This window comes from Rhizobium sp. P44RR-XXIV, from assembly GCF_001999485.2.
Lineage (GTDB): Bacteria > Pseudomonadota > Alphaproteobacteria > Rhizobiales > Rhizobiaceae > Rhizobium.
In genome coordinates this window covers 656,024-671,500 of sequence record NZ_MPVZ02000027.1, presented here as the reverse complement: position 1 = coordinate 671,500, position 15,477 = coordinate 656,024, and the positions used below count along the sequence as shown (strand labels likewise).

15 protein-coding genes and 2 pseudogenes are annotated in these 15,477 nt (G+C 58.8%); 10 read left to right on the top strand and 7 right to left on the bottom strand.

Annotated features, from left to right (window positions below):
* Positions 1-62: 62 nt before the first annotated feature.
* The 5 genes from ehuB to eutB all read right to left on the bottom strand — a co-directional run bounded on the left by ehuB (position 63) and on the right by eutB (position 5,224).
* A complete protein-coding gene (gene ehuB, locus BSK43_RS15405; RefSeq protein WP_068396481.1) occupies positions 63-920 on the bottom strand; it encodes an ectoine/hydroxyectoine ABC transporter substrate-binding protein EhuB in 858 nt (285 codons plus the stop codon).
* A gap of 101 nt (positions 921-1,021) precedes the next feature.
* Complete coding sequence (doeB, locus tag BSK43_RS15400; RefSeq protein ID WP_077472308.1) at positions 1,022-2,041, bottom strand: N(2)-acetyl-L-2,4-diaminobutanoate deacetylase DoeB; 1,020 nt, start codon at positions 2,039-2,041, stop codon at positions 1,022-1,024.
* An 8-nt stretch (positions 2,042-2,049) separates the two neighbouring features.
* A complete protein-coding gene (doeA, locus tag BSK43_RS15395; RefSeq protein WP_077472309.1) occupies positions 2,050-3,228 on the bottom strand; it encodes an ectoine hydrolase DoeA in 1,179 nt (392 codons plus the stop codon).
* Positions 3,225-4,241: an ectoine utilization protein EutC gene (gene eutC / locus BSK43_RS15390; protein WP_077472310.1), complete on the bottom strand. Its 1,017-nt coding sequence runs from the start codon at positions 4,239-4,241 to the stop codon at positions 3,225-3,227. The genes doeA and eutC overlap by 4 nt, the downstream gene beginning before the upstream one ends.
* Positions 4,238-5,224: a hydroxyectoine utilization dehydratase EutB gene (gene eutB, locus BSK43_RS15385; protein ID WP_077472311.1), complete on the bottom strand. Its 987-nt coding sequence runs from the start codon at positions 5,222-5,224 to the stop codon at positions 4,238-4,240. Before eutB ends, eutC begins: the two co-directional genes overlap by 4 nt.
* A 346-nt stretch (positions 5,225-5,570) precedes the next feature.
* Here eutB and BSK43_RS15380 point away from each other — a divergent pair, with 346 nt between their 5' ends.
* From BSK43_RS15380 to BSK43_RS15355, 6 genes are all read left to right on the top strand, one after another.
* Positions 5,571-5,867 (top strand): PRC-barrel domain-containing protein, encoded by a 297-nt coding sequence (locus BSK43_RS15380; protein WP_068396469.1) that lies wholly within the window; start codon positions 5,571-5,573, stop codon positions 5,865-5,867.
* A gap of 489 nt (positions 5,868-6,356) precedes the next feature.
* Entirely contained in the window at positions 6,357-7,310 is a 954-nt protein-coding gene (locus BSK43_RS15375) for a BadF/BadG/BcrA/BcrD ATPase family protein (protein ID WP_068396466.1), read from the top strand.
* Positions 7,307-8,173, top strand: a complete 867-nt coding sequence (locus BSK43_RS15370) for an amino acid ABC transporter permease (RefSeq protein ID WP_077472312.1) — start codon at positions 7,307-7,309, stop codon at positions 8,171-8,173. The genes BSK43_RS15375 and BSK43_RS15370 overlap by 4 nt, the downstream gene beginning before the upstream one ends.
* Positions 8,170-8,958 carry an amino acid ABC transporter ATP-binding protein gene (locus tag BSK43_RS15365; protein WP_077472313.1) on the top strand — a complete coding sequence of 263 codons (789 nt, stop codon included), beginning with the start codon at positions 8,170-8,172 and terminating at the stop codon, positions 8,956-8,958. The genes BSK43_RS15370 and BSK43_RS15365 overlap by 4 nt, the downstream gene beginning before the upstream one ends.
* Before the next feature lie 68 nt (positions 8,959-9,026).
* Positions 9,027-9,917, top strand: coding sequence for an ABC transporter substrate-binding protein (locus BSK43_RS15360; protein WP_068396457.1), 891 nt, complete (start codon positions 9,027-9,029; stop codon positions 9,915-9,917).
* A gap of 69 nt (positions 9,918-9,986) precedes the next feature.
* The gene (locus BSK43_RS15355; protein WP_077472357.1) at positions 9,987-10,994 is read left to right on the top strand and encodes a phosphosugar isomerase; all 1,008 of its coding nucleotides are present in this window, start codon (positions 9,987-9,989) and stop codon (positions 10,992-10,994) included.
* Between the two features lie 6 nt (positions 10,995-11,000).
* Here BSK43_RS15355 and BSK43_RS15350 read toward each other — a convergent pair whose 3' ends face one another.
* Positions 11,001-12,212: an ROK family transcriptional regulator gene (locus BSK43_RS15350; RefSeq protein WP_169055405.1), complete on the bottom strand. Its 1,212-nt coding sequence runs from the start codon at positions 12,210-12,212 to the stop codon at positions 11,001-11,003.
* 142 nt (positions 12,213-12,354) lie between these two features.
* Here BSK43_RS15350 and BSK43_RS15345 point away from each other — a divergent pair.
* From BSK43_RS15345 to BSK43_RS35405, 3 genes and pseudogenes are all read left to right on the top strand, one after another.
* Positions 12,355-12,519: pseudogene (locus BSK43_RS15345) on the top strand (aldo/keto reductase); the annotation flags it as partial.
* A 287-nt stretch (positions 12,520-12,806) separates the two neighbouring features.
* Positions 12,807-13,181 carry a VOC family protein gene (locus BSK43_RS15340; protein ID WP_077472315.1) on the top strand — a complete coding sequence of 125 codons (375 nt, stop codon included), beginning with the start codon at positions 12,807-12,809 and terminating at the stop codon, positions 13,179-13,181.
* A gap of 119 nt (positions 13,182-13,300) precedes the next feature.
* Positions 13,301-13,450: a hypothetical protein gene (locus tag BSK43_RS35405; protein WP_205910616.1), complete on the top strand. Its 150-nt coding sequence runs from the start codon at positions 13,301-13,303 to the stop codon at positions 13,448-13,450.
* A 178-nt stretch (positions 13,451-13,628) separates the two neighbouring features.
* On the opposite strand, the gene BSK43_RS15335 is transcribed toward BSK43_RS35405, so the two are convergent.
* A complete protein-coding gene (locus tag BSK43_RS15335; RefSeq protein WP_136686969.1) occupies positions 13,629-14,486 on the bottom strand; it encodes a hypothetical protein in 858 nt (285 codons plus the stop codon).
* A gap of 478 nt (positions 14,487-14,964) precedes the next feature.
* On the opposite strand from BSK43_RS15335, the pseudogene BSK43_RS36125 reads away from it, so the two are divergent.
* Positions 14,965-15,448, top strand: a pseudogene (locus BSK43_RS36125) (SOS response-associated peptidase); the annotation flags it as partial.
* Positions 15,449-15,477: the final 29 nt, after the last annotated feature.

The following is a 15,477-nucleotide window of genomic DNA, read 5'->3' as shown; positions in this document are numbered from 1 at the left end:
GGGAGGGGCTGAAGGCCGCGGCGGCCTGGCCGCCACGGCGTTCGTGTCTATCATCCTTAGCGTTACTTGCCCGCGCAAAGGTCTTCGGTGCTCTTCGTGCGTGCCGCCTCTACGCTTTCGGCGCTGAGACCATAGGACATCAGGATCTTCTTATAGTCATCCGTCTTCTTGAAGGCCTCAAGAGCGGTGTTGAACGCCTTATAAAGTTCCTTGTCCTCAGGTCGGAAATCAAAGCCGCCATAGCTCCTGGCGGACTTTCCGTTGATGACCGGATCGGTGAAAGGCTCTGCATGCTCGACATTCGTGCTGCCCTGGACAAGCTTGGCTACGGTCAATTCGGTTGCGGCATAGGCGTCGGCACGGCCGGTCTGGATCGTGGACAGCGCATCCGCATTCGCCTGGATCATGACGATTTGCGAGTCCGGAATGCCAAGACCATGGAAGAAGTCGAGTTGATCGGCGCCCGATACGATCGCGATCTTGAGCGACGGATCCTTCTTGATGTCCTCATAGGAGTGCAGGTTTTTCGGATTGCCCTTCGGCACCAGCAGTCCCTCGCCGTAGCTCGAGTTCGGCGTGGTGAACTGCACCTGCTTGCAGCGTTCCGGCAGAATATTCTGTTCGGCGGCCACGAAATCGAAGCGCCTGGCCTTCAGGCCGGGGATTAACGATCCGAATGGCGTCACAGTCCATTCGACTTCCTTGACACCCATCGACTTCAAGACAGCCGCAGCGACGTCGGGGCCGATACCCTTGGCAGCACCACTCTCGTCCATGAAGCTGTAGGGAACCTCATTGGCGCTGGCGCCGCGGATATAGCCATCTTTTTTGATCTGCTCGAGACTGGCGGCATGGGCGGATGCGGAAAGGCCAATGGCAAGACCTACGGCGGCTACACTGCGGTAAAAATTCGATCTCATGGTTCACTCCTCTGTGGTTGAATTCCGTAATCGGCTGTCCGGTATTCCGGATCTTTGCCGCAACGGTTGCGATCCGCGCCGCGTTGCCGCGGCGCGGCAATTCAGGGGCCTTCCGTCAAAATCGCAACGACGGCCAGACAATCGCCGGTCTTGATGAGGCCGGGAAAATGACGCGCGGCAAGAAGACCATCCAGCGCTGCCCGATAATCAAAAGGCGCAGACCCGGTGCGGCCGATCGGGTGAATCCGGGCAATGATCTCGCCGGCCGCAACCTGGTCGCCAAGATCCCTCAGCGGCTCGAAAAGCCCATCAGCCTCGGCAAAAACAAAACAATCCGACGACGGCATATCGAGCCATTGCGTCGCCTCGATTTCTGGCAAACCGGCAACGATTCCCGTATGCTTCAGCACGTTCAGGACGCCGCGCCTGGCAATGGAAGCCGTACGCGCTGATATGGTTCCACCGCCCGAAAGTTCGGTCGTCACAAAGACCTTGCCCATCTCTTCCGCTGCCGTGTCGTACATGCCGGCGGCATCGATCTCGATCATGCGCATGGAATAGGGGGCCGAGAATGCGGCCACGCCATCGAAGCAGGCTTTCTCCTGTCGCTTGTCCGGCAGAGCATGCGCTGCGGCGTAGGGCAGGAAATCAAGAGTACGACCACCCGAATGAAAATCGAGCACGATGTCAGCGAGCGGCAGCAGGTAGCGCGTGAAGTAATCCGCTATCTTCTCGGTCACGCTGCCATCGGGTCGACCGGGGAAACTCCGGTTGAGATTGCCCTTGTCTATCGGTGAAGTGCGCGTCGCCGCCTGAAAGGCGGGATAGTTCATCGCCGGAACGATGATGATCCTACCCTTGACCTCGTCCGCCTTCAGCGTCCGGGCGAGATCGAAGAGCGCAACCGGCCCTTCATATTCATCGCCATGATTGGCGCCGGTCAAAAGCGCAGTCGGCCCTTCGCCGCTTTTGATGACGCAAACGGGGATCATGATCGAACCCCATGCGGAATCATCTCGAGACCAGGGCAAGCGTAGATGGCCATGCTGTATGCCGTCACGATCGAAATCGACGGTCGGAGTTACGGGAGATGGTCGTTTGACAATCGTCATGCTGTTCATCTCGACCGTCACTTCACCACAAGTTGGCGCGGAACACTGGAAAGGCACTCGACCCCGCTTTCAGTGATGACAATGCTTTCCGTAATCTCCATGCCCATGGTTTCAAGCCAGAGGCCCGTCATAAAGTGAAATGTCATGCCCGGGCGCAGCTCGTTGCGATCACCGGCGCGAAGGCTCATGGTCCGCTCGCCCCAGTCGGGCGGATAAGACAGACCGATCGAATAGCCCGTGCGGTTATCCTTGACGATCCCGTATTTCTTCAGGACTGCGAAGAAGGCGTTGGCAATATCCTCGCAGACATTGCCGGGCTTGGCGGCAGCAAGACCGGCCTCCATGCCCTCGAGCGTCGCCTTTTCCGCATCCAGAAAAGCTTGTGTTGGCTTGCCGAGGAAGACCGTTCGCGACAGTGGGCAATGATAGCGGCGATAACAGCCGGCGATTTCGAAGAAGGTGCCTTCGCCGGTCTTCATCGTCTTATCGTCCCAGGTCAGATGCGGAGCAGATGCATCCGCCCCAGACGGCAAAAGAGGCACGATGGCAGCGTAGTCGCCGCCGAAGCCGTCAACGCCGCGGATGCCGGCGTCGTAGATTTCCGCGACGAGATCGGACTTGCGAATACCGGGCTCCACCTTTTCGACGATCCGTCGGTGCATGGCCTCTACGATGCGTCCGGCCTTGCGCATATAGTCGAGTTCAGTTGCACTCTTGACGGCGCGCTGCCAGTTCACCAGCCCTTGCGCATCCTTGAAGTGCGCATTCGGCAAGTGCTTGACGAGCGAGGCATAGGCTGCGGCGGTGAACCAGTAATTGTCCATTTCGACGGCGATCGAGGCGTTCGACCAACCGCGCTCTTCGATCAGCTTGGACAGCAGGTCCATCGGATGACGCTCATTGGATTGAACGTAGTGATCCGGATAGCCGACGATGTTGTCGTGGGCGAGATAGGCCGTTCGTTTGGCGCCATTGGCATCCTGACCACGACCGAACCAGATCGGTTCGCCAGACCCAGGCACCACCACGCATTGATGCACATAGAAAGACCAGCCATCATACCCGGTCAGCCAATGCATATTGGAAGGATCGGTGACGATAACGAGATCGACACCGGCCTTTTCCATGGCGCGGCGCGTCCTGGTGAGCCGTTCGGCATATTCGGCGCGGGTGAAATTGAGGATCGGTTCGCTCACGCTGGGTCTCCTGATGCTTTCGCTGTTTCAATTGCCTGCCCCGCGCCGGCTGAGACGGCGCGGCGATACGCAAGCGTGGCAATGGCGGTGTCCTGCACACCGGTTCCGGTCAAATCGCAAAGGGTGATCGCCTCACGAGATCGGCGACCAGCCGCCTTGCCGACGATAATGGCGCCAAGTTCCGGAAAGTCGGTACTGTCAGTCGCAAGTCCGGCGGCGATCGCATGATGAAGTTCACCAAGCCGGCGTGTCTGCTCCAGACTGTCGGCGACATAGGGTGCGGCTTTGACGATCGCACCCGGATCGATCTCGTTCTTATGCTCAGCATCGGAGCCCATGGCGGTGATGTGCTGGCCGGGCTCCAACCAGGCGGCGTCAACGATCGGCTCGGGCGAAGGCGTCGTGGTCACGATGATATCGGCACCACGGCAGGCTCGTTCGGCCTCCGCTTTCGCCGTTACGGGAAATCCGAGCTCCGCCGTCAGTTCCCCAGCGAGCTTTTCTGCTTTTGCCAGATCCCGCGCCCAGATCCGGGCGGTCTCGATCGGCCGCACGAGCGTAAGGGCACGTAACTGCAGGCGGGCTTGCATGCCGGCACCCAAAATTGCAGCAACCCGGGCATCCGGTCGAGATAGGTGTCGCGCGGCCACGGCGCCGGCGGCTGCGGTGCGCACGTCCGTCAGATAGCCGTTGTCGAGCAACAGCGCCTCGACGAGGCCCGTGTGCGCCGACAACAGCATCATCAATCCATTGGTGCTGGGCAGGCCAAGTGACGGATTGTTGAAGAAACCAGGACTCACCTTGATCGCGAAACTGTCGAGATCGGGGACATAAGCCGTCTTCACATCGACCTCGCCGCAATGGGCAGGGATATCCAGCCGCATGATCGGTGGCATTTTCACCGCTTTTGTCGCGAGCGACGCAAACGCCTGTTCAACGCAATCGACGGCATCTCCGTCGAGCAGGACAATTTTGCGAAGATCAGTTTCCGTGAGGATCCGCACACGGGTCATCGCGCCTCTCCGCTCTGGTACCCATCGACGATTGCGCGATGGGCAACAGGATCAATATTGCCGCCGGACACAACGACAACGAGCGGGCCATCAGCTTTGACTTTGCGTGCGAGTAAGGCCGCTATTCCGACTGCGCCCGCCCCTTCGACGGTCTCACCCTCAATTCTGGCTGCGTGGTGAATGCCCGCCGCAATCTCCTCCTCGCCAAGCAGGATGACATCGTCGAGAAGGTCGCGGCACATCTGGAAGGTCAGGCGGTTGTCCAAGCCAATGCCGCCGCCGAGCGAATCCGCCAGTGTTTCAACTTCCTGGACATTGGTCGGCACGCCCGCCGCTAGGCTTGCCGCCATCGCCGCTCCCCGCTCCATCGAAACGCCGACAATCCTTGCCGAAGATCGGCGGCCCTTGATCGCGGCCGCTACGCCCGATGCAAGCCCACCACCGGACAAAGGCACCAGGACGACAGCCGTCTCCGGCAAGTCGCTTGCAATCTCCAATCCGAGCGTTCCCTGGCCGGCGATTACAGCGGCATCGTCGAAGGGCGGCACGAAGTACATGCCCTTCTGGCGGACCAGGTGTTCGGCCTCAAGCATGGCATCGTCCTGTGAACGGCCAGCGGTGTGAATCTCTGCGCCGAGGTGTCTGATCGCCTCGACCTTGTTGGCGGGAACCAGTGTCGACATGCAAATCATCGCCCGTGCACCCAACGCCTTCGCGGCATAGGCGACGGCCCTGCCATGATTGCCGGTGGACGCCGTTATCAGCCCTCGCGAGCGCCTGCCCTGGTCCAGGCGCAGGATAGCGTTCGTGGCACCGCGCAGCTTGAAGCTGCCGGTCCTTTGATGGTTTTCCAGCTTGAGATATACCGCAACACCCGCACGCTCAGATAAGGCCAACGAGGCCCGAAGCGGCGTTCGCAGCACATGAGCAGAAATCTGCTTCTGCGCGACCTCGATTTCGTGCAGGGTCACTGGCCTGGTCATGCCGCCGACCGATATCTTGCAATTAAAGCGACAGCTATCACCACGATCTTCAGCTTCTCCCGCATTGGACGCTCAAGGCAGCAGCGTGGGAGAGGTAATGTATCATGTCAATATTTATATTGTTTCATTACAATTATAGATTCGCGGTCCTTGGATTTTCATCCGGGCGCCTTTGTCTCGCCCACACCCCCTCCCATTCGTCGTTGCACAGCTTGCTGCCGGTGATTTGGCTGGAGAAATCCCCGAAATGGTCTGCTCTGGGACTTGTTCCCTGGCCGCTTACAATTTGGGAACAAACTTCCCGGATGGCCGTTCGTTCCCATGAGCAAAGAAGGAGGAACGACTGATGGATCATAGCAATCACATACGACTGACCGAGGATGAACTCACACAAGCCAATCTGGAGGGCGCATCCATCTATGGAACCGACGACCATAAGATCGGATCGGTTGATCACGTGCATGGAGCTGGCGGTGGCAGCAGCGTCGTGATCGACGTTGGCGGCTTCCTTGGTATCGGTGCAAAGCCGGTGTCGGTTCGAGTGACCGATCTCGACTTCATGCGTGACGAGAGCGGCCAGATCCATGGCGTGACATCATGGACCAAAGATCAGTTGAAGGCGCTGCCAGAGCATCACGATTAACACGCGAGCTCGACGGCAGCGCTGAACGCGTGGCTTGCAATTGAATGGCAGCGCGACGTCAACGTTATCTTTGGCGAGATATACGTCTTGCCACACCTGCATACATGGATGAGCGCAAAGAAGCGCCAATTGTTCCGGTTATCCGCATCCCCACAGACAGCTGATGATCGAAGAGCTGCTCGACGATCAGATGCACCACCTGCTTTAGCTATAACGGCTGAATGGCTTCATCAGCCTATAAATCGGTGTGGGCCGCCGCTTGCAGCGCCGCCACAGCCGCAAGCGGCGGCCCATCAAGGACGTGCCCGTCTCCATTCAACCCATGAAGCGATGATCCAGAGCGTCAATGTAAGCTGCGGCCTGGCAGCGCGGTGGTTCACAAAGCCCACGCGCTCGACGCACCGTTCTCGGCGGGGCGGCGACGTTCCAAAATAGCGCTTGCGCACGCTAAATAATTAGGTAAGTTACCTAACAAATGGAAGCGAGCGCATGATTGCTGGAATAGATATTGGCGGCACCAAAACGCAGATCATTGCCGAACTGAACGGCAATACCGTCGGCGAGGCGGTCGTAAAGACGGCCGAATGGCGGGGGCGCATCGATCACGATGCGGATGTGAGGACACTCGTCTCGCTGCTCATCGCGACTGCCGGAATGACGCCGGCGACCATTGTCGTCGGTGCGCACGGCTGCGACAGCGACGAGGATCGGTTGGCCCTGCAAGCAAGGCTGTCATCTCACTTGCGCGGCACGGTACTGGTTCTCAACGATTCCGAACTCCTCCTGCCTGCGGCGGGCAAAGTCAGCGGCATCTCGGTCATTAGCGGGACCGGGTCGATCGCTGTCTCGCGCGATGCGTTGCGAGGAATGATCGCTTCGGGTGGTTGGGGCTGGTATCTGGGCGACGAAGGCAGTGCCAGCGGGCTTGTGCGCGAGGCAGCAAGGACAGTGCGTTTTGCGCTCGATCAAGGGGAGGCCCTCGACCCGCTCGGTCGCAACCTCCTGGAGGCTCTCGCCGTCCCCTCGCCGATCGAACTCGGTCGGGCGCTGGGCGCAATCGGCTCTGCTGCCGGCATTGGCCGGTTTGCTCCGCTTGTCTTCGACGCTGCCGAAATGGGTTCAAGGCTCGCACAGAAGGTCATTGGGGACGCGGGCAAGTCGCTTGCGGTGCTGACCGAGCAATTGGTTCGACGTGGTGCTCCGCGTGGCGATGTCGTGACCGGGGGCGGTGTCATTGCCCGACAACCGCGTCTTCTTGCTGCATTTCAATCCGCGCTAGCGGACCGCCTGCCGGATTTAACTCTGACCTTGCTGCACGGGCACCCCATCATGGGGGCAATCGTATTGGCGCGTAAGCTCCGCGTGGGCGACCTGCCGGAAACCCTACCGCTGCCGCACATCGACGGCACTTTGAAAAGCCCCGGCGATTGGAGAGTGGCATGACCTCCCAGAAAGTCATTCCGGCACGAAACTGGGGGCAACGCGCGGCTGCAGCGCTGCTGATTGCCCTCGTCGCCCTGCTCCTATTCATGGTCGGCACCAGCCGCCACATCAGCTGGTCGGCCATACCCCAATATATTTTCGACGAAACGATCCTCGACGGGATCCGGCTGACGATCCTCTTTACCGTCTTGTCGATGATCATCAGCATCATCGCCGGCGCGATCCTTGCAATGCTGCGGCTGTCGCCAAATCCGATTCTCGCCGGCTTTGCCAGTCTCTACATCTGGTTCTTTCGCGGTACGCCGTTGCTGGTGCAGATCATTTTCTGGTTCAATATCCAGCTGTTCATACCCAGTATCGATGTCGGCGCGATCCACATCGACATGAACGTGATCATCACCGCTTTCGTTGCCGCGCTCCTCGCCCTCAGCCTCAACGAGGCGGCCTATATGGCCGAGATCATGCGCGGCGGGCTGATGGCGGTCGACAATGGGCAGAATGAGGCTGCCAAGGCGCTCGGCTACACGCCGACCCAAGCCATGCTTCGCATCATTTTCCCGCAAGCGCTTCGCGTCATCATCCCGCCGATCGGCAATCAGACGATCTCGATGTTGAAGACGACTTCGCTCGTCTCGGTGGTTGCAGCCCAGGATCTGCTGACGCGCGCGCAGAACATTTACGCCAGGAATTTCCTGATCATCGAACTGCTGATCGTGGCAAGCATCTGGTACCTCGTGATGACGACGATCGCCTCAGCCATCCAGTTCGTCATCGAGCAACGGCTCGGGAAATCCACCAATCAAGCATCTGGTCTGTTGCAAAGCGCCCTTCGCCTGATGCGCGCCGAAGGGAGAAACGGATGAACGCTCCAGATAGTCGGCCGGCAGCCCAGCCCATCGTCGAGGCAATCGATGTTCTCAAATCGTTCGGCTCGCTCGAGGTGCTCAAAGGCATCAATCTCTCGGTCAACAAAGGCGAGGTCGTCTGCCTGCTCGGCCCCTCGGGAAGCGGCAAGTCGACCTTTCTTAGATGCATCAATCATCTGGAGCGGATGACGAGCGGCCGAATTCTCGTCGATGGACGGCTGATCGGCTATCACGAACGCGGCGGCGCGCTCCATGAAATGAGCGGCAAGGAGCTTGCCGCCCAGCGCCGTGACATCGGCATGGTGTTCCAACGCTTCAACCTCTTTGCTCACCAGGACGTGCTCACAAACATCTCGCAGCCGCCGATCCTCAATCGCGGCAAATCCCGCGAGGACGCGTTCGCCCACGCCCGCGGGCTCTTGAAGATGGTGGATCTCGAAGGACGCGAGGGCGCCTATCCCTATCAGCTCTCCGGAGGCCAGCAGCAGCGCGTGGCGATTGCCCGGGCACTGGCAATGAACCCGAAGCTCATGCTCTTCGACGAGCCGACCTCCGCACTTGATCCCGAACTCGTCGGCGAAGTCCTGAACGTCATGCGCAAGCTTGCGGCGGATGGAATGACGATGATCGTGGTGACCCACGAACTCTCCTTTGCCCGCGAAGTCGCCGATCGGATCGTCTTCATGGATCAGGGCGTGGTGGTAGAGGATGGCCCGGCGCGCGAAGTTCTCGACAACCCCAAACAAGAAAGGACCCAGGCTTTCTTGAGGCGGATGCACTGACCGAAAAGGCAGGCACCGGAACAAGGCCGCACGTCCTTCACGTGCATGAGGAAAAAAGGGGAATAGCAATGACAGGGAAGACAAATCTGACAATCATACTCGCTGCGGCGGCATTGCTTGCGAGCTCAACGGCCTGGGCGGCCGGCGTCGATCAAAAGCTGCACGACATGCTGCCCGAAAAGATCAAGTCGGCAGGCGAAATCAAGGTCGGCACGGAACCGCAAACGCCGCCCTACGATTTCTACGGCGAAGACAACAAGACGATCATCGGTCTGGAACGTGAGCTGCGCGACGAGATGGGCACTCGCCTCGGCGTGAAGTTTACCGACGTCCCGGCTCAATTCGCCAGCATCATTCCAGGCATCCAGGCCGGCCGCTTTGATATGGGCATGTCGGCGTTCGGCGATTTTGCCGAGCGTGAAAAGATCGTCGATGTCGTCAATTATATGCTCGAGGGCACCAGCATCATCGTGCTCGAAGGCAATCCGAAGGGCGTGCATAAACTGAAGGATGCCTGCGGTTTGAATGCCGGCGCGGTTCAAGGTTCGATCCCGCTTCAGCTTCTCGACAAGCAAAAGACGCTCTGCCCGGCCGACAAGCCGCTCAATGTCATGCAGTTCCCCGCGAACGATCAGATCAAGATCGCGCTTCAGAGTGGGCGCGTCGATCTCTCAATGGATACGACAGGCGTTGCAGCCTACAGCCTTCAACACCAGCCCGAAGGTAACAAGAAACTCGCACTCGTCAGTGGCACTCAATATGCCGTCGGCTATCAGGCGATGCTCGTCGGCAAGGAGAGTCCGCAACTGCGCGATGCCCTCTCGGCCACCATGCAGTCGATGATCGACGACGGCTCCTACGCCAAGATCTTCGAAAAATGGGGGCTCGGCGACAACAAGCTCGACAAGGTCACCATCAATGATGCGGCGCGCTTTGCCGACTACATGAAGCTGGATTGATATCCGGCAGATCAGCGGCGGCCGTGACATCACCGGCCGCTGCTTCCTTGCAAACATACGGGAATGATCATGACAGAAAGAGTGCCTTATCGCGAAGCGATCGCGCTTCAGCCAGCCGCCCTGCAAGCCTGCTTCGACGCCGTTTCGAAGCGGCTGGAAATGCTCGACCTCAAGCCCGTAAGCATTGGTCCGACGGTCCTCCTCGGGATCGGCGCAAGCCTCTATGCGGCTGTCGCGGCTGCTGCACAAATGCGCGCGCAGGGTATCCGGGCCTTTGCCTTGCCAGGCACCGATCTTTATGATCCGTCCATCGACGCCGGGAGTGCCTATATCGCCTTTTCGGCATCAGGCCGCAGCGAAGAGCCCGCCCGGGCCATGGAGCTTCGCCCCAACGCGCACTCCTATGGCATCGCCAAGGCGGATGGCACGCCGATTTCCCGCGTCGTCAAACATATGGTCGCGACCGATAGCGGCGCCGACAGCGGTCCGAACACAACAAGCTATCTTGGCTCACTGCTCACAGCGGCGTTAATTGCCGACAGAGCTGGACGTCCCTCCACAACGAACTGGACCGAGATATCGGCTCGCGCCGGGGCTGTCTTGAAGACGACGCGCGCCCAGGCGGACAAGGGCGCCAGGCTTCTCGCGGCCAAGAAATCCATCGACTGTGTCGGAGCAGGCGTTGCTTTCGGCACGGCCGGCTACGCAGCACTTCTCATCCGCGAGGCAGCACGCGTGGCGGCCCAGGACTGGGATACGCTCAACTTCCTGCATGGACCGATGGAGCCGAACGACCGGGATAGCGGCGTGCTGCTATTCGGCAACGGGCGAGAGGTCAAGCTGGCGCAGGATCTCGCCGGCTTTGGCATCCCCTCGGTTTTGGTGACCTCACATGCCGATGTCGCCGATGCAGACAATCTGGTGGTCATTCACGTTCCGGCCTTCTCGGACGGGATTGGTGACGCAATCCTGCAGGCCATTCCGGCGCAATTGCTCATTGCAACACTGTCGGAAGACGCAGGTCTGCCGATCTGCGAATTTCGTTACCGCCAGACCGATACCAAGCGTGACATCTGAGTTTCTTCAAAGGCTGATCTGATCCACTGTCAGCGTCCCAGGATAGAGGAAGGCAGGCTTTCCTTCCTCTCCCAGCAACCTGGCCATGGCAAAATCGATGGCGAGACGCACGGCGCCGAGAACCGTTGCCTGGTTTGACAGTTGGCCGCTGACCACTTCCACCGGCCAGCATAATTCTTTGACGACATCTCTGACACCCGGCAGCAGTTGTGGATTTTGCCCAACGCCGCCGCCAAGCACGATCAATTGCGGATCGAGCACGCTCACGCAGGCCGCAGCCAGGTTTCCGACATCGCGGGCATGCTGCTCGACAATGGCGCGCGCGGTTGGGGATTGCTCGACGCGAGCAAAGAGATCGCTGGTACTTTCCGGCGGCTTGCCTTCTTCGGGGCGCCAACTTGCTGCAGCACGTTCCAGCAATGCGGCTGACCCCATATAGGTTTCCACCTGCTGCCACTTTGGCCGCTCCTGCTCGGACCAGGGAAACGGCAGATGACCGATCTCGCCTGCGCCGCCCCTGAAGCCGCGGAAGAGGCGTCCATCAAGGACGATACCCATGCCGGTCTTCACACCGATCTGCATGTAGATCGCAAACGAATGCTGCTTTGCCGCTCCCTCGTGATATTCGGCAAGGGCTGCACAATTAACGTTGTTCTCGAGGAGTACCGGCGCACGATAACTGGACTGCAGCCGTTCCAGAATGGGAAGCAGTGTCTCGCGGCCAAACATCCTCTCCAGTGACGCAGAAATGATATTGGGAAGTGCGATGACCAGGGCGCGGAGCGGCGTCGCTCGAGCTTCGAACTGCAACAGCAGCTGTTCGACGACGTCCTCGATCAGCAGGAACCGTTCGGCAGCGGATTTGTCGACCAGTTGTTTTCCCGCTGTTGCCAGCGTCGTCCCGTCAAGGCCGCGGGCAATCGCGTTGATATGGGTCGTGCCGCAATCGATGCCAACGACAAAGCCGGCCTTTGGACCGAGCCCGTAAGTGATCGATGTTCGGCCGACCGATCCGCGATTGACGCCTGCCGGAGCAACAAGATCGTGGCGCTCGAGTTCGCTGACGGCTGCCGACATGGTTGGTTTGGAGAACATCAGCGCGGCGCTCAATTGGGGTCTGGTGGCAGGCCCCGTACCCGCAATCGTCCGCAGCACCGCCCGCGCACTCTCCGTCAGCGGCGGCGCATCAATTCCGATCTGTTGCTGTGTAGTGATCAAAAGACACCCGGAGCCAAGAAGCCATTCGTAAAGCTTCCTTACCATTGCAATCGTGAGATTGACAGTCATATCCTATTGAAAAATATGGCGTGGTGGGTCGAACCGGTTGGCGCATTTCGTTCGAAGAACGGTATGCCGTTGCGGACCGTTTTACGCAGGCGATGTGCCACTGGGCTGGGGAGAGGTCGACGACGGCGAGTCGATCCGCGCCATTCATCGTGCCGCCGATCTCGGTCTTCGCTTCTTCGATACGGCTTCGAACCATGGGGCGGGTCACTCTGAGAAAATTGTCGGGAAAGCTATCGGTGTTAAGTTGCGCAACGATTTGACCCATTTTTCCGTTTCGCGCTAACCCAACTTCTCGGTCGTATAGCCCTGAAAGGTTTCACAAATCACACAGAACCTTGGGCAACTTCGAAATGCAAACAGGGGACAAATTCGGGTGGAAATCAACAACCGGACATTGCGGCTGGTGCAAAACGTCCTATTCTGCAAATGCCGCAAAAGTCCGGTAAAACAAGCGGCAGGGCTGACCCACCCGCCAGATTGGGCCCATCAAGATCGGGCCATCAGGCGTCCTACAGGAGATGAAGCATGTTCACCCACGTCATGATCGGCAGCAACGACTTGGATCGCGCCAGAGCCTTCTACGACGCCACGTTCATGGCATTAGGAGGCAAGCCCGGCGAGATGGATGCGAGAGGCAGGCTGATCTACGTCCACGAGGGCGGTCGCCTGATGATCACGAAACCGATCGACGGTAAGCCGGCGACAGTCGCCAACGGTGGAACGATCGGTATCGCCGCCGAAAGCCAGGACCATGTTTTAGCTTGGCATGAGGCCGGTACCAGGCACGGTGGCACAGCGATCGAGAGCCCACCCGCAGAGCGTCCGAACGGGTCCTTCGTCGCTTATCTTCGCGATCCGGATGGAAATAAACTAACCGCACGGTCTCAACCCACAAAATGAGATCAGCGCCAGCGGCGCCAAATGGGCAGCCTGATCGGTGCTCAGAGGCGAGTTGGCAAGGGAATGTCGGCTTTGAGCCGAAAGCTGTCTTCGGCTAATTCGTCACCGCGGCCGGGAGGTTGCTTGAAGGTTTCATCGCAATCGGCAAGACCGGAAAGATCGTTCGCCAAATCGAAGAGCTGCTGGGCGATCAGATGCACAACCTCCCCTTCCGAGCTGAAGAAAACACCCTTGAAGCAATTTCAAATAAGGACAAACTGGTAAGATAAAAGATCGGCCGCCCAAATCCATATCGACGAAAACGCAGTTGGAATTTCCTGATGAGAGGAGCACGGGAAGACGCATTGTGTCATGACAGCCATAGCCGATCGGAGACATGAAACACAGCTGGACCAAGATTGATCTTTGAGCGTGTCTTTGGCTCCTCTTCAGCAGAAGGCTCCTGAACTAACGATTGAACTTCGTGACCAACAAGACAAACAAGGCCACTGATACCGCGAAGGCGAATGCGCCTAGCGCAATCGACCGCATCCATAGATAAACGATGACGGTGCATCCGCCCACAAACAAAGGCCCTATCCATTCCACGACGAACTTGGGCAGCGTCTTGGAACGAGCGGGATTCCTTACGGCATTGCTGTCAGAGGTGGAAGCATCCGACGCACCCCGCCCTGGCTTCCGACCGCTTGGGAATGCCGAGGCAAGCGCAGGCGTTGGCCAGGCATCCGCACCCGCTCCGCTAAGCAGCCAGATCGGGTCGGAATTTTGCCACCTTTTGAAATCTGCCACCATGCTCTCGAAAATCGGCCCTGGACCATCCTCAAGACGATCCATGGAGCCGGCGGTTTCTCGTAGCCCGACCTCTGCATCCCCAGGATCGGGAAGGCCAGCCGTCCTGACAAGGATAAAGGGTCCAAAATCGCGCGCTATCAACTCGACAAAGCCGTCATAGATGGGAGCGTATGTCTCACCGATACCCCTGACCACCGGTTCGCGCCGCCGGGTCAGCCGGATCAGCGCCTGCTCACGGCTCGTCACCAGATAAGGATAGGTCGTGTCCTCGGAATAGCCCGATTCCGCCTTGAAGTCCTCACGCTCTCCATCCGGATCATCGATGTCAAAATTGTCGATGATCCGGGCACGGGCAATATCGGCTTCACCGAACAAGCACCACCATAACAGTGGAATCCCGTTTTTGGCTTCCAGCTCGCTGCTGCCATCACGCCAGAACTGCTGCCACTCGCCGGCTTCACCCGACGGCATACGAGGCCGCTCAGATGAGTTGAGGAACACGTAATTTGCCATTCACGAAGCCTTCTGAAACCGACGCGCGACGGTGGTTCGGTCGCCGACGCAAGAGGGGAAATAGCGGTCTGCCGTTGGGTGCGCATTCCACTAATGCCGGACGATGATTCCGACATGAACCCGGACACTATCGCCTGCCCAAGATCGATTTGATCTTTGGAGAGAATGGAGGTTGACGTCAAGTCGGTACGGGGTAGTGGTTCCCGGCATTGGTGCACGGATCGTTTGCAGGGTTGTGAGCCGGCTTTGAAGAATGACCGCCGTTAAGATCCCACCAGCCATTCGAAACCGACAGGAAAATTGCAATATCCATGGAGTCTGGAGCGACGCCGGCATGACTATGGACCTCGGGATTTCATGAGCCTTCTCCGATTGAGGCTCACAGAGTGTACCAGTTTTTCGTCTCTCGTGGTTCAGCCCGAAGGGTTCACTCCAATGCCGGGTCAGTTCTCGGTGAAAATCAACACCAAGCAGAAAGCGGCTCAAATCATGACGGAATTCAACACTCAAGCTTCCTCACTGGAAGCGCTGGTTCAGTGTCGAAAACTGCTGTCTTGTGCCCGTCGCCAGCCTCACCGCTCCCGATCCGGCAACCAGGAGGATAGAGGCAATGTGCCGAATCCCTGGCTTACGCCCCACGAGGACATGCCGCTGATGTTCTTTGCCGGTATCCACGTTCCGCAATGGGCGCCCGTGCGAAAGATCAAGGATGGAGCGACGATCTCAGCGGCTTTTTGAGCACTGATCCGAACAACCTCGTCAAACCCATTCACGACAAGGCCGCGTCGGCCCTGTCGCGACCAAGGAAGAGACTGACATCTGGATGACGGCGCAATGGGAGGAGGCCAATGAATCTGCCCAACTTCCGGATCTACTCTCAAGGTGGCGTCCAGAGAGCCTCATGGATCGGCCGTCGTCACACCAAAGAAGGCGAACTCGTCGACCAGGCGGAGTTGTTCTGATAGTTCGTGGAATGCAATAAGGCTGACCT